General features: G+C 52.8%; 19 protein-coding genes. 4 read left to right on the top strand and 15 right to left on the bottom strand.

Going from position 1 to position 25,043, the window contains the following annotated elements; all coding sequences use genetic code 11:
• Positions 1-37: 37 nt before the first annotated feature.
• Positions 38-1,276, top strand: coding sequence for a hypothetical protein (locus KJ970_02470; protein MBU2689763.1), 1,239 nt, complete (start codon positions 38-40; stop codon positions 1,274-1,276).
• A gap of 172 nt (positions 1,277-1,448) precedes the next feature.
• Positions 1,449-1,673 (top strand): hypothetical protein, encoded by a 225-nt coding sequence (locus tag KJ970_02465; GenBank protein ID MBU2689762.1) that lies wholly within the window; start codon positions 1,449-1,451, stop codon positions 1,671-1,673.
• 259 nt (positions 1,674-1,932) lie between these two features.
• Here the strand turns inward: KJ970_02465 and KJ970_02460 are convergent, their stop codons facing one another.
• The 11 genes from KJ970_02460 to KJ970_02410 form a co-directional block, all read right to left on the bottom strand.
• Positions 1,933-4,332, bottom strand: a complete 2,400-nt coding sequence (locus tag KJ970_02460) for a hypothetical protein (protein MBU2689761.1) — start codon at positions 4,330-4,332, stop codon at positions 1,933-1,935.
• Positions 4,333-4,944: 612 nt separating this feature from the next.
• Complete coding sequence (locus KJ970_02455; GenBank protein MBU2689760.1) at positions 4,945-8,892, bottom strand: T9SS type A sorting domain-containing protein; 3,948 nt, start codon at positions 8,890-8,892, stop codon at positions 4,945-4,947.
• 540 nt (positions 8,893-9,432) lie between these two features.
• Positions 9,433-10,479 (bottom strand): Fic family protein, encoded by a 1,047-nt coding sequence (locus tag KJ970_02450; protein ID MBU2689759.1) that lies wholly within the window; start codon positions 10,477-10,479, stop codon positions 9,433-9,435.
• A 522-nt stretch (positions 10,480-11,001) separates the two neighbouring features.
• Positions 11,002-11,418 carry a hypothetical protein gene (locus KJ970_02445; GenBank protein ID MBU2689758.1) on the bottom strand — a complete coding sequence of 139 codons (417 nt, stop codon included), beginning with the start codon at positions 11,416-11,418 and terminating at the stop codon, positions 11,002-11,004.
• 64 nt (positions 11,419-11,482) lie between these two features.
• The gene (locus KJ970_02440) at positions 11,483-11,941 is read right to left on the bottom strand and encodes a hypothetical protein (GenBank protein MBU2689757.1); all 459 of its coding nucleotides are present in this window, start codon (positions 11,939-11,941) and stop codon (positions 11,483-11,485) included.
• 33 nt (positions 11,942-11,974) lie between these two features.
• Positions 11,975-12,742, bottom strand: a complete 768-nt coding sequence (locus tag KJ970_02435) for a hypothetical protein (GenBank protein ID MBU2689756.1) — start codon at positions 12,740-12,742, stop codon at positions 11,975-11,977.
• 157 nt (positions 12,743-12,899) lie between these two features.
• The gene (locus tag KJ970_02430) at positions 12,900-13,562 is read right to left on the bottom strand and encodes a hypothetical protein (GenBank protein MBU2689755.1); all 663 of its coding nucleotides are present in this window, start codon (positions 13,560-13,562) and stop codon (positions 12,900-12,902) included.
• A gap of 212 nt (positions 13,563-13,774) precedes the next feature.
• A complete protein-coding gene (locus tag KJ970_02425) occupies positions 13,775-14,191 on the bottom strand; it encodes a hypothetical protein (GenBank protein MBU2689754.1) in 417 nt (138 codons plus the stop codon).
• A gap of 59 nt (positions 14,192-14,250) precedes the next feature.
• A complete protein-coding gene (locus KJ970_02420) occupies positions 14,251-14,700 on the bottom strand; it encodes a hypothetical protein (protein MBU2689753.1) in 450 nt (149 codons plus the stop codon).
• A gap of 379 nt (positions 14,701-15,079) precedes the next feature.
• Entirely contained in the window at positions 15,080-15,286 is a 207-nt protein-coding gene (locus KJ970_02415; protein ID MBU2689752.1) for a hypothetical protein, read from the bottom strand.
• Positions 15,273-15,842 (bottom strand): hypothetical protein, encoded by a 570-nt coding sequence (locus KJ970_02410; protein MBU2689751.1) that lies wholly within the window; start codon positions 15,840-15,842, stop codon positions 15,273-15,275. Before KJ970_02410 ends, KJ970_02415 begins: the two co-directional genes overlap by 14 nt.
• Positions 15,843-16,245: 403 nt before the next feature.
• Between KJ970_02410 and KJ970_02405 the strand changes: the two genes are divergently transcribed.
• Positions 16,246-18,186: a serine/threonine protein kinase gene (locus KJ970_02405; protein ID MBU2689750.1), complete on the top strand. Its 1,941-nt coding sequence runs from the start codon at positions 16,246-16,248 to the stop codon at positions 18,184-18,186.
• Positions 18,187-18,414: 228 nt separating this feature from the next.
• On the opposite strand, the gene KJ970_02400 is transcribed toward KJ970_02405, so the two are convergent.
• The 4 genes from KJ970_02400 to KJ970_02385 all read right to left on the bottom strand — a co-directional run bounded on the left by KJ970_02400 (position 18,415) and on the right by KJ970_02385 (position 24,417).
• On the bottom strand, positions 18,415-20,796 hold the full coding sequence (locus tag KJ970_02400) for a DEAD/DEAH box helicase family protein (protein MBU2689749.1): 2,382 nt from the start codon (positions 20,794-20,796) through the stop codon (positions 18,415-18,417).
• A complete protein-coding gene (locus KJ970_02395; GenBank protein ID MBU2689748.1) occupies positions 20,793-21,974 on the bottom strand; it encodes a restriction endonuclease subunit S in 1,182 nt (393 codons plus the stop codon). The genes KJ970_02400 and KJ970_02395 overlap by 4 nt, the downstream gene beginning before the upstream one ends.
• The gene (locus KJ970_02390) at positions 21,974-23,431 is read right to left on the bottom strand and encodes a type I restriction-modification system subunit M (protein ID MBU2689747.1); all 1,458 of its coding nucleotides are present in this window, start codon (positions 23,429-23,431) and stop codon (positions 21,974-21,976) included. The genes KJ970_02395 and KJ970_02390 overlap by 1 nt, the downstream gene beginning before the upstream one ends.
• Before the next feature lie 230 nt (positions 23,432-23,661).
• The gene (locus KJ970_02385) at positions 23,662-24,417 is read right to left on the bottom strand and encodes a hypothetical protein (protein ID MBU2689746.1); all 756 of its coding nucleotides are present in this window, start codon (positions 24,415-24,417) and stop codon (positions 23,662-23,664) included.
• A 440-nt stretch (positions 24,418-24,857) separates the two neighbouring features.
• Between KJ970_02385 and KJ970_02380 the strand changes: the two genes are divergently transcribed.
• Positions 24,858-25,043, top strand: a 186-nt coding sequence (locus KJ970_02380) for a hypothetical protein (protein MBU2689745.1), incomplete at its 3' end; no start/stop codon positions are given.

Raw genomic sequence — 25,043 nt, 5'->3', positions numbered from 1 at the left:
GTATCCACTGCTTCTTGGCATCGTCAGGACGACCGACGTGAACTCGGCCCCTAGCCAGGTTCTTGTCTACGACCTCGACCCGGACACGGAAAACAACGTCACGATCACTGCCGAGACAATGGGATGGTCTCAACTCGTTATCGGCAATCCCGCGGACCCGAGCGCGAAAGACAACGGGTATACGAAGCTGACACTAGAAGCCGAATTCAAACTCAGTGACGACGCATCGCCTCCCCTGGTCGAGGACAGAGGGAGCCCCTTCGACCTCTTTGTCATATTACGAGGAAGCGGAGGGCTGACACTCGACAACCCGCTGATGGGCTCATTGCCGGGACAGTGGAATTTCTACTCCCTCCTGCTGCCGGGTACCCCCTGGGATCCTGAAGAGGTCGAGGAACTACATGAGAACCGGACCATGTACAGTTGGACTGTCGAATTGTATCCGGGGATGGCTGGAGACGTAAAATTCACCACGAGTCTCGAAGCCGATCTCGAGTTCATGGACATACCGGGGATGCATCTGCCCTTGCCCGACGGAGCGACCATCGGGCAATCCAAGATACATCTGCGGGCAAAGCCCATTCATTTTCTGGTCAGTGATCCGGAGCCCCTGCCACCGGCGATTTCCATCGCGACGGGAATGGCGGCGCTCAAAGGAATCAGTGTCGCCTATGAAGTCCTCAATGACCCGGCGCCGCTGGGCGCGCCGACGGACCCGTGGCTCTACGTTGCCGCCTATGAGGGAGTGAAATATTACCGTCTCGTGAAGAACCAGGATCACTACATCGTATCAGCGGAGCTGGTGGGTACCATTACGCGGGCCAATGCGGCCGGAGTTCTTCCAATATCGGGCCAGGGCAGCGCGATAGAACGATGTCTGTTCATTTACGAGGAAGAGGAATACAACTATATCACGTACTGGAACTCGACCGCGGGCGAATACGGGATGATGCTGGCTCACGCAACCCCGATAGCAGACGCCTGTGACTACGGGAGCATCAATAACTCCCCCGGCTTCAGCTCCGCCCAACGAACACGGGCCGGGTTCCTGGATTTTAATCCGGCGACGGGACGCTTCGAAGGCTCCCCCACCCTCGTCTCTCTGTTCTTCACCAACAGCTTTCCCGGCCTGACCGGCGAGATAGTGAGCTGCATCGCGCACAACACGACCAGAGCTGCGCTGATAATCACCAGCACCGGCCAGATATGGGTACCACGCCCGCCAGGACATCCTGGTCGATGGCACCGCGATCGGCAGCGCGCAATCCTTTCCTAGACAGATACGTGGGGTAGGTGATTTCTACGCGATCAGCAATTCCAGCTCGAGCACGCTGACGACCTTCCTGTGGAGTGGTGGAGCATCGATCAGCAACATCCAGAATACGACTGTCGGCGCCGGCCCGCGCGGCATCGACGTCAGAGAACTGCCGGACGATACGTATCTCGTCGTGAGCACAAGCGCGATCAACAACACGTACACCCTGTCGCACTACAGCTCGGCTGGCAATTACATCGATAAGAAGACCTATCCCGTACCCGAGACGGGCCAGGCGCCGATATACGCGGTCTTCGTCGGCCTCAGCAGTGTCCCTCACGTTGCGCTGTCGTGTTTCGACTCGGGCACGGTGGAGATCATTCCCGTCGACCTGTTGGATTTTGAGGATGAGCCGTAGTGTCTCACCGGTTTCTGAACTGCGTTTTGAAACCGATCTCCCGTTCTCGGGAGGCACCACCGATCTTGGAACAGGACAATCCTTCTCCAATCCGAGATGCGCGCGGGAGATGTGGTAATAGTTAAAGTAATGCGAAAGCCGTCGCACGATGTCCTTGGCTTGATTTTTAAGAAATGTATGCCACGTCTGCGACGGTGGTTTCCGATGACGGTCCCCTGGTTGATGGCGGAGTGCGATGAAGCTTCCGGGTGGACCGTCCTCATCGGATCCAGATGACCTGGCTTGATTTCCTCCAATCTTCCGCTTCAACCTGAAAGAGATAGATCCCCGAGGCCACTGGTCGTCCCGCGTCGTCGCGCCCATCCCATACGAACCGATGTACTCCAGCCGCTTGCGTCCCCTGAGCAAGAATCGCGACGCGGGCGCCGCTGACGTCAACCACAATCACCTTGACCGTTTGCGGCTTCGGCAGTGCGAGAGTCATCGCCGTCTGCTCTCGAGCCGGATTGGGATGAGGTCGCGAGAAGGAAAGCATCGTCGGAAGAGACTCCTCCACCGTCGAGGAGGGGCTGAGGATGACCTCTCCACTCCCCTCGCTCTCGTTGTTATGAACGTCGATCGCCGTCACACGGTAGTGCCAGGTTCCCGGTCCCGGCTCCTCCGTGTAGGACGCATCGTCTGCGCTGCCGACCTGATGCGCTTCATCAAGCGGAAAGTCACTCGTGGTCCCGCGGTATATAATGTAATAGTCGAGATCCTCGTCGTGATGCCCGCTGGCGGTCCACCACAATGAGACCACCTCCCCGTCCATCTCTCCCACTAGGTAGAGCGGCGCTCCGGGAGCCCAGTTATCGACCGAGTAACCTGCCATTGGCTCCGACTCCCAGATCGTTCCCGGACGCGTTCCATGCGCCAGCACCTTGTAGTCCATCCATGCAATACCGTTCTCCGTCGAGTCGCCGAAGGTCGGCGCCAGGGTTGAGTAATCGTGCGTCTGGATTGCGGGCACGGTCACGACATAGGTCCAGCTGTCACGGAGTAGAGCCTCGATACGCGCTGGTTCGAGCCCGCAGACCTCCCGCAGTTCCACGAGCTGCTCCGGAGAGAGCGGAGAGGCGGCCCGAGCCCCGGAGGAGGCGCGAAACCAAAGCGTGTAGTTCTCCACGGCGAAGTAGGGATCGGCATCCACGTAGGCCGAGGTCCAGCCAACGATAACGCTCCCTCCCTGGTCGTCGGGACGGTCCTCGATCGAGGCCATCACGGGATCGGCGACGCCCCAGTAGCCATTGGCATCGAGGCGCTGCGCATAGATGTCCAGCTCGGTGATCTCCCAGACCCTACTATCTGTCCAGGCAGAGATCAGCCCGCCTCGAGCATCGGAGACCACCTCCGGTTTCTCGATGGAGCAAGTCGGACGGGAAATCATGACACCATCCGGATCCCAGCGCAGGTCGCCACCGGCTCCCACGCGCTGTCCGTGTACGGACAAGTGGTCGTTGCCGAAGCGCCGATCGGTCCAGGCCAGCAGCGCGCCGCCGCTGCCGTCCGGCGCCAGGGAATGGCGAACGCTTAAATATACTTGGCAGGCGGGGGAAGCCTGAACACCGTTTGAGCCCCAGAGGCGCCAGCCCTCGCGGCTCAATCTCTGAACGTAGATGTCGTTGCAACCCCCCTGCTGCCACGAGACGAGGACTCCTCCCTCGCCGTCCGGAGCGACTGCCGGACGGTATTGGGTTTCGCTACCCGTCGAGGCGGCCATGCCGAGGCTCGGCCAATCAAGAGTCCCGCCGGATGTCACGTGCATTCCGGTGATATTGTCGTACTCCCCATCGTACCAAAAAGCGAAGACTCCGCCGGAGGCGTCCGACGCCGCGAGAGCGTCGTACTGGACGTCCGTCGTCGAGCAGAGGTGCACACCATCTTCCGTCCAGATCGGAGATCCCACCGAATTGACCCGCTGGGCGTAGACCTGCTGGCCATCGCGGTGATCCACCCATACGACGATGGCTCCCCCGGTCTGATCGTCAACCAGGCCATCAACGTACTCGTCACCGGTCGCGTCGCAGACGAGCACGCCGGTCGATGTCCACTGCCGCACCCCGCTGGAGTTGAGGCGCTGGGCATAGACATCCACGGTTACCGAGCGATAGTCGCCCCAAGCGACGACGACCCCGCCTAATCCGTCCGCGACTGCATGGGGAGACTGCTGCGAGCCGACGACCGTGCAGACGGCCTTTCCGGCCGGATCCCAAAGCAGGGCGCCCGACGGGCCGATTCGCTGCGCGTAGAGATTTGTCTCTCCCGCCGTCACATCACACCAAACGACGATCACCCCGCCTGCTCCGTCGCTCACGATCTGCGGCGAATGCTGTTCGCTCTCGTAGGTGCAGACACGGATACCCTGCGCGGCGAAAGCCCGGTCTCCGTTTGCATCGAGACGCTGGATATAGATCCGCCTGTCATCTGGTCCAAGGCGGTAATCTACCCAGACGACAACGATGCCGCCGCTTCCATCCGGCATCCCCTCCAGCCACCCCTGTTCGAGATCGTAGGTGCAGATGTAGTTGTTTTCGTAAGGATCGGTCTCCCAGCCAGCCAGTGCGGGCGATGCGAGACCCAGAATGAGGATAGCCAGAGCGGTGAGACTCAGGATGCGCATGATTGCCTCCGGCGGTGCAGGAACAGCGCAGTGCGTCCGCCACCGGACAGGAGGCGGGCGCCGTGTTCCTCGTAGTCAGAACTTCGTTCCCCGGCGGTGTCGCTGGGCCACGCCAGGGAGCTTCTCCAATGGGCTGGAAGGTTGGTGGCCCCAAATGCCGCTTCCGCCCGGTCCTCAATTACCAGACTACCAAATAATATCCGCCTCGCCGGGCTAGCGTCAATATCACGCGGGTGAAGAGAATCAGCCTCAATAATCCGCTCCACTAAATCTCTAAGTCACCTGCGGATATAGCGCGACCCGGAAACTCTCACCACCGGGATCAGCGTCAACCAAATGATTCACCCCATTTCGAGGCAGCTCATCCCGGCTCCCGGGTGAAACCGTTTGCGAACCACGCTCCGTTTTTTGGAGACGATAATTTTGAAACATCCCAGTTAACGGCCATCTCTTCAGGTCAGCCTAAAGCAAAGTGATTTCCTGACGCCGGCCTTGCCGGAAACAAGAAAATTGCACATTGCCTTTCTGTATTCTTCGCTCTCAGTGCATGACAATAAAGCGACCGCCCCCAATGCAGGAGGCGGTCACCCTTAGCAAAACATTCGCTCCAGATTACCGCAGAATGATCAACTTGCGAGTCTGGCGGAAGTCACCGCTCTCCATTTTGTAGAAATAGACGCCCGAAGCCGCCCGGTTACCTTCGGTGTCACGACCGTCCCAGCGTAATGTATGTATCCCCGCCGGATAGGGTCCGTCGGCCAGCGTCTTCACCATGCGTCCCGCCACATCGTACACGCGGAGTGAAGTCCGAGCATTGACCGGCTGGCGGAATTCAAAGACCGTGGACTGACGCAACGGATTCGGCCGGTTTTGCCGCAGGGCGAAGGCCGAGGGCAGCCACTCGACGGTTTGAACGCCACTCGTCGGCGGGCCCGATCCGTCGCCATCGGTAATTAGAATTGTATAACCTATGTTGTTATTCTCGTGAATCTCCTCAATCAGCCCGCCGGGCAGCTCGGCGCTGGTCGGGTCAATGCGGGCATAGAGCCGCATTTCCGTATCAACCCACGTCGGCACCTCCCAATCGATAGACACCGCCGGCGCGCGACCCCGTACGGTGATCGTATCGGTCTCGGCCGATCCGAGCACAACCGCCTCATCCCAATCTTCTTTCCAGAGATAGAACTCAACCACCACAGAATCGAGACAACTCGCCAAACTGAAGTTTCGCACATCGGCCGAGATCGTCACCGTCTCCCCCACCTTCGCGAATGGCCGATTGGACAAGATCGAGGGCGCGGTTACCACGACATCCGGGGAATGGTATAGGTTATATCCGTCGTAGAACGGATCCCAGACCCCGTCATACCGGTGCGGAAGGATGAATCCCGGATCGGGGAGCTGGCGGTACTGCTGCTCCCACTTGTAATCCTCAAAGTCGACCTCGTAGTCGACATTGAGAACGCCATTCCGCCAGAAGGCCCTGGGCCGCACCCGGTAATCCCAACCTGAGCGGGCGTTAAATCCGAACCAAACATCGATACTCAAGTTTGTCAGAAGAGATGTGGTATAGGATCCCGCAGTCTTGGATCTATATTCACCGGTTAAGTCGATGAGCCCTCCTGCCAAATCCACCAAGTGTCCGAGGATAAAACCCGAGCTCTGTACGGTGTCCGCTGTCGACTGCGCGTAATCCTCTTGAGCAAACGAGAAATGGTAAGGCGTTCCTCCTCCTGGGTTGTCACTGATCAGACCCGATTGGCCCTTGAGCAGATCGAGTTCGCCCACCCCAAGATCGGAAGGATAGGACATCAAATTACCCGCCTCATGCTCCAATCTGTACCAGTCGTCCTGGGCATTACCGTAATTGTTCATCCAATTGTCAGGTGTAGACCATTCACTGATCTGCGCATCCTGTGGCACGACGACGGCGATCTGTGCGACCGAATCACCAAATGCGAGCATCTGATACTCGTACACATCCCATACCGTCAACGCCGCATGGATCTTATCTCCATTCGTTGTTGCAGAAATCTCCGTGCCGAGTTGTATGGTGCGCGATTCGAACTCACTATTGGCAAAGTCGTCCCCATAATCTTCCACGAAGGTATCATCGACCTTGCCCCAGAGTTTTTCGAGCCAGCTTTCCTTAGCAAACCAGCCATCCGATGGACCCCAGCCCGGCTTGAACTCGGTACTTGTCGAGTAGGTGGAGGATTGAGATTCCTCATAAATCGCAACAAAATCGCACTCGTCGCCGGATAAATAGCAATCGCTCAGATCAACTGTATCGGCCTCGGCCGGAGGAGTTTCGGGTAGGACGTCGAGTAGGATGGGCGGCGCGTTGAGAATAACGGTGGGAACAAGTGCGACCACATTCTCGTGATGCTTATAAGGCCCGATACGGAAGGCATCGCCGTCGATGTCGCCGCCTAAAACGGCGATGCTTCCGCCCACTTCCGTTACGTCGGTATGCTCCAGCTCGTCAACTTGCTCCAGTCCGACCACAACATAAGCCGTGTCTTCACCGGCAGGCTGCGCCTCAAGGACGGGACGGAGAACATGCGTCCGCAGATGCATGGGGGCTGTAGTGCTGCTCCAATCCTGAAAGACAATCTCGGGCTGCCAGTCTTCCGGCGCACTTCGGGATGGATCGGCATCGAGATCAATGATCTGCACTACGCGATGCGACGGATCGTTCAGGGGAGCGACCCGCGGCCAGGTCGCAACTTGATCAAACTCGAGGGTGCCGGCATTATTCACAATGTCGTAGACACGGAGGAGCCCGGTCGCTGCGAGGACAACTTCATCATCGCCATCAAAATCTATGTCACCGGTGTCGATGCCCAGTGATTGCGTTCCGAATTTCCAGTGAGGGAGGCCATCATCCCAATCGGTGTTTCCGAGATTGTGCTGGGTCTGGTAAGTGATGGTCCACTGCGGTTCGGTAGTCGTATCGACTTTGAAGAGCCACCATATAGCGTCATTGCCGCCGGTCCGATCTAAACTGAGATCCCACCAACGACGCCCGGCGGCGACTACAATGTACGGCTGCGACCCGGATTCGGTCTGGACCATTCCGGCGTCACAGACCAGGCGATCGCGATCGTATCGGTTTGTGCCTTGAATGGAAACCTCACGTTCCCAACTCCCTTCAGGCCAGTCCGAGCCACCGTATAAAGATTCAACCGTAGTCCATGTGCCATCGATGAGAGAGGCGATCTGAAGGTGGTGATAAAGGTAATAGTCGGTAGTCCAATTACTGACATGAATGAGTTCGTCCTTTCCATCTCGATCGAGATCGACGGCAGCAATGTCGGCTTGGGCGGACTCTTCAAGCCTTGCTGTGCCCCCCCCCGCAGCCATGACAAGCGTCAAGCTCGGTATCCGAGTTGTCGAGTCGATTTCCATCGTCCACGTGTAAAAAAGGGGGGGTTCTGAACACCACACGTAACTGAGAGCGAACTCCGACTCCTCGTCTTCATCGAAGTTCCCGGAGATGATTCGAAGGTTTCCGGGAGAAGTCGAAAACTCATGTACTATAGTCTGGCAACCTACCTCCGTCCACGTCGTCGCATCAGCGTCAAAGTCGATCACACCGTCCTGAATCGCGGGCACTACGATCCAGAGTGACTGATTGTGTGCTGGACCTGATTGCCGGCTGTAGACTGCGACAACGTCGTCTCGGTCGTCTCCATCAAAGTCACCGTAAGCCAGGTCGAGCTGCTGAAACTGGGGGTACGGTCCAAGAACAGAGTGGGATTGCAGCGTGGCGATCTCGTCTTCGGTGAGAACCCGGTCCCAGAACGCCACGTCATCGATCCAGCCGTCCCAGTTGCGGCCGATCCCGTCACGGTGGCCTCCGATAATGAGACCGCCTGTAATCGCAGGAGGCCAGGCGTCTGTGAACGAGCCAAGATTTTTACCATCATAGTAGACTTCCAGATGCGCTTGCCCCCCACTCTCCTGACAGGTCACAATGATGTTGTGCCAACCTGATGGCCAGGCATCTTCAAACTCGAATTCACTGGACCCACTGCCCGCCCCTTCATGCTGTGTCCAAACTTCGGCATAGTCTCCTCCTGCTCCATCATCTCGAAGTCCGAAGGAGGCTGTTATAGCATAGTCACCGCCTGGGCCAAACGTCTCCAATATGAATTGCCGCGTGTCGTCGGGGACATCGCCGTTGGCGTCGCGATACCACGCCGAGTAGGAATAGTCCTCCCCCGGTGAGATGAGAGGGTAGATTGAGGATATCGTGACATACTCCAGGCTGTCTCGCTCGAAGAAGGCCGCGCCGCCGAACCGACCCCCGGTTGGATCGATGGTGACATCACCGAGCGCAAGGGGCCCGTGTGGATCCCCTTCCCACTCCTCAATGACATGGCTGTAATTTCTCGCGCTGAAATCGGTGTCGAAGCTCCAGTACACCCTCGGAGCCAATCCCCCCATGTTGTCTTTGGGAAACTCGAGGGGCGACCCGGAAGGAGTGAGGGCATCATTATCGAAGTCGACAAGTCCCATCGATACTGAATCGGCGCTGGTTCGGTACAAGCTCACGAGCTCGGCGCGGTTTCCGATGATGTCTTGGCCATAAAACGGATGATCATTTAAAGCGTTGGATGCTGTTGGGATTACTGCGAGGCCAACTACTGCGATTAGTGAAACTAATGCGGAATAGACGGATTGCTTCATTAGAAACACCCCTTCTTTGCTGATACTCGGCCGATACCGCAATCACCCCTTCCGCCCCACCCTACCATCGCGATTACGAGTATCGAAAAGAAGGGAGATGATGATATTTATCGTGGTTGAACCTTCCCCCAAAAAAATCAGATAAGCACCAATCCACGGCTTTGAGTCTACTCTACAATCATCAGTTGCACAAGTTGCTTAAGACTATTTTGTTACATATATGCAAATCCTATTTAATGATTAAGATTTTATGGCCAGGGGCAACTAAACAATCCGCCTGGGTTCGAGGTGGGAAATCGCGGCTCCCCGTTCAACACCCTCTACCATTTCTGTTTTTTGGAGACGGATTGAATTTGAAACTTCCCCGTTAACCGCCAGCATTTTTCGTCCAAATGAGAGATTCAATTAAATCTTCTTGTACCAACTCCCACGTCCCTGCCCCTTCCGCGCCAGATGACCGGCTTCTACGAGTCGAATCAGATGATCCTTAATCGTATTGCGATTAGCACCTGTTAAAGCAGTCGCTTCGCGTACCGTTATGCGCCCGTACCCGCGAACAATCGCGAGTAACTTTTCAGATAGCGGCGCGAGTGGGGCTATCAAATTCTCGTTTTCAATCTTGCGTTCGAGTACCTGCTTCTGCTGTAGCAGGACGAGCAAGAAGAATTCGATCCAGTCGATGAGTTGTGCCTCATCATGGTCGAGCGTAGTTTGGGCGCGGCGTAAGGTTTTGTAATACTCCTCCTTGTTGTCCTCGACTATCCGTTCCAAAGAGGAATAAGGAACATACTCGTAGCCGGCTCGCAGTAGGAGTAATGTGGTCAGGGCCCGAGACAAACGCCCATTACCGTCTTGGAAGGGATGAATCGCAAGAAACCGTACAATAAAGACGGCGATGATCAAAAGCACATGAAATTCACCACTCCGTATGGCTTTAGTGGTCCAAGTTACAAGCTCGTTCATCAAACGTGGCGTATCGAAGGGAGTCGCAGTCTCAAAGATCACGCCGATGCTATGGCCATTCTCATCGAAAGCTTCCACTCGATTGGGCAAGGTCTTCCATGCACCTCGATGGCGTTGGTCTTTGGCGGAGTGCTTCAGTAGTATGCTATGCAGTTGGAGGATCGTATTCTCGGTTAGGATGATTTCCGGATACGACTCGTAGATCATCTCCAGCAGGTCCGCGTAACCGATGACCTCCTCTTCGTCGCGTGATTGAAATGAGGTCATCCGCACACCCGACAACAAACGCTCAATCTGGTCGTCAGTCAGTTTGACGCCTTCGATCCGGGTCGACGATCCGACCGATTCGATGGTGGCAATCCTTCTCAGTGCCGACAGGCGCTCCGGCGCCAGGTTACCCAACGCGGCCCACCGACCCTTAAACTCATCGATCTCACCGATGATCTTGACGAACCGTGTTGGCAATATGAAGTTGCCGAGGGGATCCATATCACACCTCCATGAATACCTCCATTTACCTCCATTTCGGCAACACGTCAAGGAAAATGGATGAAATTGGATGTTTTTATGAAGGCCAAAACTCCGAGGCGTAGTCTGCGAAAAGGCCGTAACTCCCTGGAATTCAATAAGTCCGCAACTGTGATAAACTCATGCCCACTATGAGCACAATTTGCGGATATAGCATGACCTCAGCAGCTTCCACCGTCGAGGCCTGCGTTAACCAGAAAAGCCACCCCGGTTCGAGATGGCTTCAAGCGGCTCCCCGGGTGAGACCCTCTACTAACCATTCTCTGTTTTTTGGACTCAAAACCATGGGCGAAATTCGCAAAGAATCCGACCTCGTCCGAGTATTTTTAACCTAGCGGGCTATTTCAGCGAAACCCATAACCGTAAGCCCCCCAATGCGGACGGAATATTTAGAAGGGACAACTACGTTTTCGCGCGTAACCTCACGTGGCCTCTCCGATAAATGCCTGATCCTTTATCATGCACTGTCAATCTAGCGATCCCTCATGGGGCTCTAAATAATACCTTGCCATCTCCTGCACAGAGTATCAAGAATGGTTCGTCCTCTCCAAAGATCCGGAGAGAAGCTAAGAGGGAGTTGTCGGCATTTCGGAAATGAACGCCAGGGCCGCTGATATTGGCGTCGAGCTTGGCTCGCGTAATTCCATTCTCATCTTGTAGAGAGATATATGGAGCACCGCCGGGATCGAGAGCAAGCTCGATTCGGATTCTGCCCTGGTCGTCGCAGATTGTAATGCTCTCCGGCTCGGGCGTCCGAGGTGCCTGACCCATCACAAGTATGGCGCAAGTGAGTGAGAGCAAAAAACCAGCAAGGATTCTGAGGACCCTCGACTCTCGCTCGAGCCTCTGTATCTTCTTTTCGATTTGACCGTCAGTGTAAGTCATGATCACACCCTCCATCTTTCAGCCCTGGGCAGTACGTTTTTCGGGATCGAGTGTCCTGGATTCTCATTCAGGAGCAAGTTCAGTGCTGCGTGGCACCCCGTCGCACGGAGGCCGTCCCTGCCCACACGAACCTCTCCATGGAAGGTCGTGAGACGTTGCCGTAGCTTGGGGGACCAACGACAATGCGGATCGTGAAAGCCCTTTCCGGCTTTACGGCCAGGAAGTAATTTGGGCACACTACCCAGAATTCACCCGTGTCGGCCGATGGTCTCACATCCATTGGAACCTGTTCGTCACCACTAATGGTGACGTAAAGCTTGTCGCTTAAGCCAGCCCCCCGCCCTTCGACGATGATCCAGCCATCGTCATTCAGGGAGACACCTGTGATACCCGGGTCCGCAACGTCCGGTGCACTCGTCCGTGGCGCAACATACCGTTGGTGAGTAAGATCGCCGAGATCTCCAAGAGCCTGCATCCGGGATGAGCAGCCTATCGCTAGGAGAGAAAGAATCAGGGAGCAGTACACAAGAATTCTCATAGCCTATTCCTTTCTGCGAATGATCAACCTCTTTCAGAACTTGTATATATATTGTCTCTTCCCACCGAAACCCATCTTACGAAGGTCATGCCCGATTAGACGCGTGATGGTTCCTCCAGCCTCAAGTCCAACGAGAACCTGATCTTCCCAGTGTAGTTGGAAAAACAAGTTGTACTCTCGGTCGCTTGATTCGTCGCGACCAATCCAGTGATGAATCGGGGGGAATGCACTGGTACCCGGCATTACCCCCTTTAAGCTAATCACAAGACCAAGGATTTCCTCGGCGGTTGCAAGGGCTCGGTCCTTTAGCTCCTCTTGGTCGGCGCTCGAATCGCGAACCTTTCGCTCGAAGCTAAATGCACGGACACCGTCAAGGAAAAGGTGCAGCGCCCCTTCCAGTTCGCGGCAGGTCAGCACATGGATCGTTGGAAAGAAGTCACGGTAGGTAGCCAAGCGATCCTCCAGGTGGTAGCCCATTTTGTTATTTTTGTCTCGAACCTTCTCGCTCCATAGTGCACAAACGTACTCGACGCTGGACCGGGCAATGCCAAAGGGGACAACAAAAGTCTTTCTTCCGCGGCCGCGCACGCGGTGAGCCGGAAGATCGTACTCTGTCCCGCTTTCGAGGACTGTGCTACAGCCGAGCCACCCGCTACGCTTTTCTTGCATATCGTACTCGCAAAAGATAAGAGAACCTCTTACTTCGACTGTGAGTACCTGTGCTGCCGGGGAGCTGGGCAAGAGAGCCAGGCTGACAAAGACAAGAAGAGAACTTACAAGGAATCTGCGGCTGGGGCTCATGATAGACCTCTTCTCCCACTAAAGGGGCGTAGTGCTGTATCCCGTAGCCTTTCGTGAATACTTGAAATTCTTGCCCTGGAGAGCAAGAAACGCAAGTGTGACCGGCCGGTAAGAGACAGCCAAAAGCGTTTGTGATTTTCTTCGGCTGCAATTTCTGTTACCATCCAAGTGCCTTTTTCACAGAATCCGCTGCTTTCTTGGTCGTTTTTGATGCTTTGTCGAGATGTTTATTCATACGTTTTGAGCTATTCATCAGGTTGTCTCCCGTGCGGCAAAGATCCTTTTGAAACTTCTCATCATTCATTAGCCGGTCAGCTGTACGCTGCGGATCATCGTTTGCTATCTCCCATCCCATTCTTGTTGCTTGATATGTGTCGGAGATAAAGTCCCCTGTATCTTGGGTAAGATTGCTATTCGAGTCAGAAGATTTGGATTCGCTGCCCCGGCTTCCGAAATGGCCAGAGTTTCGATTCCTAGTAGCTCCGGTCCGAGATTGCGAGTGTCCACTATCTCCAATCTTAATTTTCGGTGACGGGTTTCTATGATCACGAGAGAATCGCGAATGATTTGAAGCATGTTTTCTGGTATCAGTTCTCTGCTCGATTGAATTTATCATACTTTTAATGCCGCGCTCTAGCGTACTTTCGGCGACATTTAAAAATGTACTGTTCAAACTTTTAAACTCCGTTTTCGCGTGAGCGAAAAACCGCTGCTTTGAGTTGGCACCTACTTTCTGAAAGCTGTTATTACAGGCAATCGCGCAGATTACCACAATGTATAGCAGAATCATGCGAGAGATGCCTCTGATTAAAGATTTCATTTTCCCATTCTCCTTCCGAACATTGACTACAATAGACTTGTGATTCACAAAACCTTGACTCTGGTTAGTCCGCTTTTCTCAGCTCCAATTTAATAGATCGCTCAAAGAGAGAAGTTGATTTACAAGTGCTCAGTACATTCCATCCCACCCTTGGGTCTGCTTCCAGATGGCTTTCATTACATGTAATGCCCAGGGCGCTCTCTCGGTTATTATCAGCGAACCTCGACGGTGAAGTACCGGCGATCCATCTCTTCTTCCAAATGGTATCCATGCATGCGACACCACTGACATGCCTTTCTCTTGGGTCCATTGTGGCAATCCTCGGCGTCTACCCTCCTGCCCCAGACTGCGACAACTGCGTCATGGTAGCCCCGTGAATGTTCACCCAAGAAGAATGTGCAAACGCTCTCCAAAGCAGACACTTTTTTAGCCGGAAGGTCGACTTCCTGATCCCCGTCCCAGATGGTGCATCCTACCCACACACGCTTCAGCATTGAGGGATCCAGCATAACGAGAATCTGTTCACCTTCTTGACCAATCGAATAGATCGCTCCACTGGCCCAGACGACGGAAACCAGAAGAACCATTATCAGGACGACTGCCCTACTAACATACTTGATCGAGGTCATCGCCTCTCTCCTCTCTGAACTTTTCAATGAATCTGAACTGTGATTTCTTCATTGTGCGTTTAGTCAGGATCGACACCGTTTCTTACGGAGATCCTTCCTTCCCATACAAATCTCTCAGAAGCCTGGGTTGAAATATCCCTCCAACTCGGAGGCCCTATAACAATTCGTACAGGAAAAAACTTATCAAGAGACACCAATAACTGGAGGCTGGGGCTTAAAACCTCGAACCGGCCGCCCTCTCCACACGGGCAAACCCCGATCGGCACCTCTCGGCTGCGCCCAACCTTTACATACACTTTGTCGCCTTGAACGGCTCCATAACCTGCCACGATAATCCAGCCATCTCGGTTCAGAGACACGCTCTTAATACCTTGGCTGCTCGTTCGCTCACCTCCCCATCGACCATTCACATTTCCCTCATCGCCCTTCGCAAGGGCTAGATGTGATCCGAGAATTAGCCCTGCAAGGACGAGAGACAGTCCAAATACGACATATCTATTGGGCTTCATTTGTTAACTCCTTATTAAGCTGTCCCTTTCGATGACAGGATTAACCCTAAAAGAGCTTCTGTTCATCCAGCCATTCTGTTTCGATTGTATAAACTAAGGCTATTCATCTGATCTGAAGGAGGGTATGTGTTTTGTGTATTGAATTGCCACCGGCGAACGAAATTCGACCAATCACCTCGACTGCTTGGATGATATTACAATGCTGGCTTTGTCCTAACCCGTGGCCAAACTCGCCCTCCATTGCTATTTCCTCCTTCTAATAAGTACAACGTAGAAGCTAGTCGGAATTGCCAAGGATCCTCAGGTTATTTTTGAAAAAAATGGCAGGCTATAACAGAAATTGGAGGGGGCTATTCGGAATGACCAATTTGGATCAAAATCAGGATTCAGCTTCATCAAAGCTATCGGCTAGGAAGCTGCAGTTTTCTGTGGCTGCGAGGAGACGTTCTACTTTGACTCGGGTATTTTTGTCGCCGGCGCATTGGTAGGCAAGAAATTGGGCTCGGGCGTCTTCCTGAAGTTCTCGGGCGGCATGATAAAGGTCTTGAATTCGTTTCCAGGCTTTCTTGCGTTCATTTGGAGTCATTGCCTGCCTCCCTTACGTCAAGGTTATCCATTTGGACTCCGCTCTGTATGAGCTCGTTCCTCATCCAGGCGATTGCGAATTGCGCTTCCCGCCGGACAGATGTAATCGAAGAGCCAAGCTCGGCCGCTATTTCGCTCCATTTGAGTCCACCCAGGTATCGCATAGTTAGAATTTGGGCCTTTTGTTCTTCCATCTCCTGGTCCAGCTTCTCTAGTTCTTTGAGTGCCATAATCATTTGTGAGAGTAATTCATCATGGCCCGCGTCTGTACTGCTGTGGTAATCCTCAATCTGTACTTGATGTCCAAAACCATGTTTTTGCGCAGTTTTCTGCCGTCTACGAAGATCATTCAGCACCGAATATAATGCCTTTGTCCACACCGCATATAGATGGTCCCGGGTATTCACATTTGGTAAACCGCCGTTTGGGAACTTTGCGGCAGCACGAAGAGCGAGAGACCGCGTGTCTTCCGGGCCACCTGGTATATCACCGTAGCGACGCCTTAATGCGGAAGATCGCTTGAGAAGCTCTTTCCATATACTGGGTGTGGGATCCAAGATTCAGCCCTTTCATAGGTTGCGCCAAATGCGCCTCGAATGGGATCGGGGAAGGGGGTCTCGTTACCCTGTTCTCTTCCCTCATTATCTACTACGTGTATGATAACCGTTTTTGCCAGAATATGACCACCGCACTTGCGATCCTTTGCCCGAGGCCGAACCCAATAACAGCACCCCATGGATTTATATCGGCGCTCGCAACTATATATACAACAAAAGACTACAAAGTCTGGTCGACTTCGTTTGGCTTAATAGCTATGATTCTCGCAACCAGTGCCGTGGGGAGATCCAGTCACGATGCTGCCATAGCGAGTTCATCCCTAGCTATCAGGATCGTAATCACGATGGTGGGCTCCAATCGAATCAGCGATCCGTTTTCGGAATTCACGATGAGGACGCCTGCGTGAGCAATTTTCCTAAACGCCCAATTAAGATTGGGAACTACGTGATCATCGGGGAGCTTGGGCGCGGCGGTATGGGCATAGTCTATCTAGCCCAGGACCTTAGTCTTGGGAGACAGATCGCGATCAAAGTCTTGCCACCCGAGCTCGCGAGTGAGCAAGAGACTCTGGAACGCTTCAGGCGGGAGGCAAAGCTGCTGGCATCGCTGAGTCACCCAAACATCGCAACAGTCTACTCATTCGATGAATCTGACGACCTCCATTACATCACACTCGAAGTCATCAAGGGCTGCACCCTTGCTGAACGCCTGGCGGCGGGTCCGCTAGACCTGGGCTCGACGCTCCATCTTTGCCGGCAGATTCTCGCTGCTCTTGAAACCGCTCATGGGAAAGGCATCATTCACCGCGACCTGAAGCCATCAAATGTCATGTTAACCGAGGATGATGATGCCAAGGTTCTGGACTTCGGGCTCGCCAAGGTCTCGCCAGGTTTGCCTGGAGCTGAAGATGGACACACTGCTGTTGGGACCACTCTTGGTACTGCCGGCTATGCTAGTCCTGAGCAGCTCCGGGGCGACCCGATCGATCATCGAACCGATCTTTGGTCCTTTGGCTGTATTCTCTATGAGTGCTTAACTGGCGACAGGCTCTTTCGTGGAAACACCCAAGCAGATCAAATTGCCGCCACCTTAGCGAATCGGCCTGATTGGGATGGAATCCCAGCTGACTGTCCTCACTGGCTTCTCAAAATCCTCGAGTCATGCCTCACTATGGACGTCGATGACCGTCCATCATCAGCCCGAGAAATACGCCAACTGCTTTCGAACGAACAGGTTAGTTCACTTAAATCGAGAATAGGGCGAACTTCCAAGCCTATCAAGGGAGTAGAAAAACCGACTACAAGTCTCTGGCGTTTAATCCGACACCCTGCAATCACCATTGGAGTAACCATCTTGGCGTTAGCTCTTTGCACAATTGGGGCGCGTGAGTTGGCGCTGTCTAAAATCCGACTGAACGTGGAGGGAAAGACGATTTCGGCAACAGCCCCCATACTCGGAAAAATCTGGTCCCACACACACGAGTCAAATATTCGATTTTACAAAACATTAAGTTGGTCTTCGGGCCGTAGCGTTGCCTTTGGTTTATCTAATGGGTGGCCAGACGGCGGGAAACTGTTCTTATGTGATTTCAAATCTGGCCACATTCTTTGGGAGTATTCTCCAAATTATCGGGAATTGACACATGTGTTTGGAGAAGAACTGGCCAATGAAGGAGCCTACAACTGCAGAAGCCTCCATTTCGGTGATCTTGATGGCGATGGCATCGACGAACTGATTGCTGAATACGGCCATCACCGAAGAGGTCGAGCCTTCGTCGTCATCCTCAAAGCAGATGGAGAGAGAATGGGATGTTATTATAATCCTGGATTGCTGTACGACATTGTTTGTTCAGACTTAGATGGGGATGACAAAGAGGAATTAATTATAGCCGGGACAAACAATCTCCCTCATTATGAAGGCGGTACCGTTATTCTACTCGACCAGAAACATTGTTATGGCGCAGCCATCGATTCGTCTTTCATGCCAGACTGTTCTCTCAGAGATAACTCTCAAGCACGCATAGTATTTCCGGCGCATGATTCGGAATTTATGCAAAGGCTTGGAATTGAAAGAATCGTTGCATTTGATCTTGAAACTTCTAGGAATGTTGCTGGCGAAGCAGTAATCACCTGTTCGGTTGGACACGAAGGAGCCCCTCACGTTATAACACTTGATCATCAGTTGAATCCCCTTGATTGCTGGGTCTCTGACCCCCTTCATGTGGCCGCGAAATCTTGGTCACCGGATGAAACTGAAAGCTTCCTTGGTGAAATATATTTAGAATCGTGGATGGCAAGATGGCAATTGTTTGGATATGCGCATTCCGGTGATGTCGGCCGCTGATTCTGGTGATGTCGGCCGCGGGTCGGTGTCTGTGTCTGTGACCTGCCCCCGCTCTTTGTACCACCTCCAGAACGCACCTTGCATGAATCCAGCCCACACAGTCGCAGGCGGATGATAGCACTGAATGCGGCTCGCTGGAAGGTTCGGAATCGGTCCTGTATCGCGTTAGGTGGCAAGGGATTGGAAGCTGGAATTAATGATGCCCCAGTTTGATGGACACCTATTCGGTCACGCCGCTGCCTGTCGTGCATACAAATGTTCCTGGAAACCGATAAACATCTTTCGGATGTTGGTTACATTTCCCAGCTCCGCAACGGCATCAGCGATGGCGTCATATTTCAATTCGAGGAGATGAGGCAGTTTTTCCTCGTCGAGTTCTCCCTCACCTTGTTTGATGTATTGATCAAGAACGAAGTCCAAGAACTCCTGCTGTTTATCACCATAGAAAGAAAAGATGGAACTCTTGTGGGAATCAACCCGCTCTTCGCGACTGATGGGAGGCCGGGCAAACGCAATATAGGCAAGCACGTCGTAAAGATCGCTCTTCTCAGCATCGATCATTTGTCTCAATTCGGCCAACGGGGCTTTGCCGTAACCTTTCTCGGCCAGGCCGTCGAGCAGTTTCCGGCGTGTGTCGGGTTTACTCCAAAGCTTCCGAAGCTCGTCCTCATTCTTGAAGAGTTCAGGCAGGTCTCCGAAAAGTCGCTCTATGAATTGAAATGCGGACATTGGTCTACCATCCGGACTCCAGAATGAAGTGGCCATCATGTGCTGGATGGTTCGTTCTTTGCCATCGGCGAGCTTGACTTTGATTTTCTGGGGTCGCGGGGGTGGATCACCATCCCGGATTTTACCATCATCCGGTCCATCGCCCCCAGGATCGTTGCCGCCTCGTGGCTCAATTGGTACCGGCTCTTCCGGCTCACCGTCCCACTCCGGGTCATTGAAATGCTCGTACGCCTTCACAAAATCGTAGATCGTGAAGTAGTCCTTGCCGTCGAACAGCCGGGTCCCCCGGCCGATGATCTGCTTGAACGTGATCATCGAGTTGATCGGCCGCATCAGCACAATGTTCCGCACGTTCCGGGCGTCGACACCTGTTGAGAGCTTCTGTGAGGTCGTCAGAATCGTCGGAATCGTCTTCTCATTGTCCTGGAAGATGCGCAGGTGCTGATCGCCAAGCGCCCCATCGTTCGCAGTCACACGGACACAGTAATTCGGATCCGAACCCGTCTTGACTTGATTGATAAGGTCGCGGACCGCCAGGGCATGGTCCTGCGTTGCGCAGAACACCAGCGTCTTTTGCCGTTGGTCGATATCCTGCATAAAAATCTCGACGCGGTTCCTCTCCCGTTCCCTGATCTCGATGATCTTGTTGAAGTCTGGCTCAGTGTAGCGCCTGTCCACCTCGATTTCGCCCTCGATTACATCGTCATCCGGCGTGTAGACGTAGTCGTCGAGCGTGGTTTGGATCTGCTTGACCTTGAACGGAGTCAAATAGCCGTCGTTGATGCCTTCTTTGAGTGAGTACACGTAGACCGGCTCACCGAAGTAGGCGTAGGTATCAGCGTTATTTGTGCGTTTAGGTGTGGCTGTAAGGCCCAGCTGAACTGCCGGAGCGAAGTACTCCATGATGCTGCGCCAATTACTCTCATCGTTGGCTCCGCCGCGGTGGCACTCGTCGATCACAATAAAGTCAAAGAAGTCGGGCGGATAATCCCCGAAACTTGGCTTGGAATTGCCGTCGGCGTCATGACCTGTCATGAAGGTCTGGAAGATTGTGAAGAAGACGCTGCCGTTCTTGGGTACGCGGCCTTTCTTGCGGATCACATCCGGCGCGATTCGCACAAGAGCATCTTCGGGGAATGAGCTGAAGGCATTGAAGGCTTGGTCAGCAAGGATATTGCGATCAGCCAAAAAGAGTATTCTGGGACGGCGTTTAGGCTCCTGATCCTCGGCAAGACCTTTACTCCAATCGGTAAGGTTCCAGCGGCTGTGAAAGAGCTTCCAGGCAATCTGAAAGGCGATGGCTGTCTTACCAGTCCCTGTGGCCATAGTCAGCAGGATGCGATCTTGCCCCTTGCTTAACGCCTCTAGTGTTTTTGTAATCGCGTTATGCTGATAATAGCGAGGTTGCCACTGTCCGCCTCTATCCTCAAACGGGATTGCTGAAAAGCGATCCAACCAGGTTTTTTCCTGAGCTTCTCGTTCGCCAAAGGTCGCATCCCATAGCTCGTCAGGTTTCAGATACCGACCAACATCCCCCTCCTTACCGGTCTGCATATCAACTTGGTAGATACCGTGGCCATTAGTCGAATAAGCAAAGCGGATCTGGAGCTTCTGCGCATATTTCTTGGCTTGACCTAAACCCTCTGTGACGGCCGATCCCTCGTGCTTGGCTTCGATCACCGCGAGCTTCTGGTTTTTGTAGACGAGGACATAGTCGGCGATGTCCTTCTTCGCTCGGGTGCCAGCGCCCTGGAGGCGGCCGAGGGTGATGACCTCCAACCGCACACGGCTTCCGTCAACGACACCCCAGCCTGCGGCCTTGATTGCCGGATCAATCAGGTCTGCACGGGTCTCGGCTTCGTTGCGGTCGTGCGTTGTCATACACCGGCCTCCGACAATGCGCGGTCAACAGATTTAGAGTCAGCGGTTAACTCACCGGTGAAGGCTTTGTGCAGGATGGATTGCTTGAGTTTTTCGAGCAAATCGAGTTTTTGATCAAAAATCATTCTAAAACTATCCGTTTGCAAACGCATCCCATTGATGCGAGCGACTAGCTTTCCTTGTTCACGAAGATCGGACGGAACGGTGACCAGAACATCATGAACATGATTTCGATTAAGAGTGGGAACTCCAGCGCCACCTGCATAATCCTGCAAACCGAACTGCATTAGGAACCAATAAACGAATTCGGGATCATTGTTTCTAAAATTCTTAACGTACAGAACCGTGTTCAGAGGCCAAAAGTCTTCCTCAACAAAGAAGACACTACCAACACTACCGCTTCGACCAACCACGACTCCAGGACCAGCAACCCTTGCCTCAACATGTGTATCAATCGGACCACTAGAGCTTAATAAAGGATATTCACCGTTATCCCGCAGACGTTTTGGAAGATCAAAACCCCTCTGAAGCACACAGACATCTTCAAATCGCTTTTCGGACCAGCCACTATTTTGAGGCGTGAAATTTGCCTTCAAATGGCTCTTAAACAACTCCCGAGCATTGGCGAGGCTCTTCTCGGCATTCTTTGTTGCTATTTCAATCGCCGCGAACGCCTCGTCGAGAATTGCCACGATCCATCCCTGCTCGGGTATAGGGGGTACCAAAATAGGATAATTCTCTATAAACTCTTTCGGGACACGTTTATGACCTACAGCCCCGGTCATTAATCGTGCGCCAGCGTCTCGAAAACTATCCTGAGAAAGAAAGTAGAACAAAAACTCTGGATCAATATCTCCATTCGATCGAAAAACGATAAATTCGCTAGAGCCAAATCCAATGCCATTTTTCAAGTTACGCGCAATGCCAAGCTTGCCATTTTCAAAACAAGGTGTGATTTTTGCCAAAAGGACATCGTTATCAGCAAAATATGTGTAGCTTCCGTTTACTTCCCGAAGCTCTCGCTCGGCGTTAAGAACCAAATCCTTCTGTTGTTTGCCCAAATTGTTCATAGGGACGAATGACACAAGATCGGTATCTGCGAGTCTTTGCCTAGCCTCCTTCTTTGGAGGCTTGATTTGGCAGACATCTCTGAGTCGTGCCGTCTTCCATCCAACCATCACAGCATCTCCCGAATCCCAGCTAGCACTTCTGCTGCTTCAGCGTCAAGCGCTTCGATTTCATCCAATATCTTTTCCGGTGAGCGAATGGGATCCTCCTCCCGCACGTTCGGGTTTTTAACCGACAGGTCGAAGGTCTCGACATCCACATCCTTCACATCTACCGTCCACGACTGCTCGGAGTCGGCGAGCTTTTTCTGAAGCTTAACGAACTCAGCTAGGTCTTCATCATTGAGCGGATTGGTTTTGCCTAAGCTCCTCCCTGGATCAAGGTGGTAATACCAGATCTTCCACGTCGGTGACCCCTTTTCAAAAAAGAGAACCACCGTCTTTACACCAGCCCCAAGGAAGGTTCCTCCAGGGCAGTCGAGGATAGTGTAGAGTTTGCAACTCTCAAGTAGCTCTTTGCGCAGGGCTTTCGAGGCGTTGTCAGAGTTGGAGAGAAAGGTGTTTTTTATAACCACCGCCGCCCGACCACCAGCCTTAAGACGTTTAATAAAGTGTTGCAGAAAGAGAAAAGCCGTCTCACCAGTCTTTATTGGGAAGTTTTGTTGAACTTCCTTGCGTTCCTTCCCACCGAAAGGCGGATTGGCGAGGATAATGTCGAAGCGATCTCTCTCTTGGATGTCGGCGAGGTTCTCGGACAGTGTATTGGTATGGACAATGTTCGGTGCCTCAATGCCGTGCAGGATCATATTCATGATCCCAATAATGTAGGCCAGCGACTTCTTTTCCTTACCAAAGAATGTTCGTGTTTGGAGTGTCACCAGATCTTTGGTGGTGAGTTTCTTCTTTCCCCGACGAAGATAGTCATGCGACTCGCAGAGAAAACCAGCCGAGCCGCAGGCACCATCATATATCCTTTCACCGATCTTTGGATCAATGACCTGGACCATCGCCCGGATGAGCGGTCGGGGCGTGTAATACTCCCCCCCATTACGTCCAGCGTTGCCCATATTGCGGATCTTGGCCTCGTAGAGATGGCTTAGCTCGTGCTTCTCTTTTTGGGAACGGAATCGAAGCGCGTCCATTAACTCCAGGGCATCGCGGAGCGAGTATCCACTCTGAAACTTGTTCTTAATCTCACCGAAGATTTCACCGATCTTGTACTCGATTGTATCCGGTCCGCTTGCACGCTCCTTGAATCCCTTAAGGTATGGAAATAGGTCGCTATTGACGAAATCGATCAGATCATCACCGGTCAAGGCACTATCGTGGTCGAATGAACCATCTCGTTTCTTCGGCGCGGCCCAGCTTGCCCAGCGATGTGGCTTATTGAGGAGGAATTTATAGCCTTTTCCAACGAGCTTTGCCTCCATCGCCCGCTCCAGCTCCAAGTCGTCAAGATACTTTAGGAAGAGCATCCAAGAGGTCTGCTCTGTGTAATCGAGTTCAGAAGAGCATCCAGCTTCTTTCCAGAGGACGTCGTCGATGTTTTTAAAGGTTTGCTCGAACATTGTCTCCTCAATCTTGTATTTTTCGTCAATATATTGCACCAGCTATACCTCGTATAAGCGAGTACATTTTTGTCTTTTCGGCCACTTCAAGAGCCATTAAAATATTACGATCATAGTAGGAAGTGAATGCAGATAACCCTACTGCCTTCCTCTGAGTGTTGTTTCGCCCATTCATAGGGAAAGTGCCCATTACAAGCGATGGGCATTTTTTTGAGGACCCTTCTTCTGACCTATTCATTGGTCTTTGAATTCGCCGAGTTATTTGAAATTTGTTTTTTTGCGTCATCAATCGCCTTGCTAATACAAGGAATATTCTCTTCTTCTATTGCGGCTGGCTCGAACCACTTATCCGGGGGGAATTCTCTATAATGTGCAAGACAATATTCGAGGCCTTGTAGTGACAGAACATACTGACCTTCTGGCGTTTCACCAATATATCCTCTCCTGATAAGTTTCGTTGCCGCCTCACGCACTTCCATAAATTCCATTGCATTCATGTGTATGCGAAATGTAAACATTACTCCAAGATCTGCATACCGATTAACTTGGTGCGTCCATAGGGTCCTAAGGATCTTATACTCCATTCTCGTCAGATCCTTCTGTGGAGTCTCCATGAGGGAGAGTTGTGTTGCAATGGTTCCAGAAACTGGCGTTCCGAACATGTAGGTATTGCCAACATTAGCGCTAATAGAGGTCGACACAACAGATAGAACTTTTAAGACTTCACTTCGTGTGGCCTCCAGCTCATTTTTTGTTGTCTTCATCTGACGCTCAAGTTCAAAAAGTTTGCCGATTGAGATACGAGTGATGAAGGGAACAAGAAAAAAGAGCACGGCAAGACCAAGAAATACTCCATCACTAATGAATTCTTCAATGTGACCCGGCCAGCCCTTATCAATGTGAAAAAGAACAATGAAATAGACGCCAAGGATCCAAGAGAGATACCTCGACCGATCAGATGGCTCCGAAGCCTTCTTGTCAGCCATTATGATTTACTCCTCATTTCTTTGGATGATTAAGCACTCTATCACTCTTGGCGTCGCCCTATACAGATCACTTTTGCCAGCGTTGTTACTCTCAACAAGACACAATCTACGCAACTCGCACTGCATCTTGGACTCGTGCAAATGGTAGCAGCCGAGAGGAGGCTAGTCCAACGCTTAGAAATAATCCTAAAAATGTACAATCACGTCGTTATTCCATCGAAGGAGGACGTCCATTCAGGACCATTTTGGGGGCAGCTGGGGCCGATTCTGGGCCGCGAGGGGCGGTTTGTAGGCAGATTTAGCGGTTCTGGCCCGCGAAGGGGCGGTTTGGGGGCAGAATTTGGGGGTTCCGGACTCCATAGGGGCATTTAAGGGGCAGGAATTCGCCTGTTTTTTTCATTTCACTGCCCCTCCGGATACACCCCAACAGCGGCAGTGGTATGGGAAATAAAGAGTTAGCGGATTTCGGCTCCTGCCCCATCCTTGCCGTTGGGCCGGATTTTGGCGATTTCGATGCCGCAAAATCGCCCCTTTCGCGGAGGGGCATGCCGCAAAAAGGGCACTTTCAAAAAGGGGGATGCCGCAAAAATGCCCTTTACGCCAAAGCCGATGCCGCAAAATGGGGG

The sequence above is a fragment of the Candidatus Eisenbacteria bacterium genome, from assembly GCA_018831195.1.
Classification (GTDB): domain Bacteria; phylum Eisenbacteria; class RBG-16-71-46; order CAIMUX01; family JAHJDP01; genus JAHJDP01.
The sequence above is the reverse complement of the archived record's forward strand: the minus strand, read 5'-3'. Positions and strand labels throughout refer to the sequence as shown.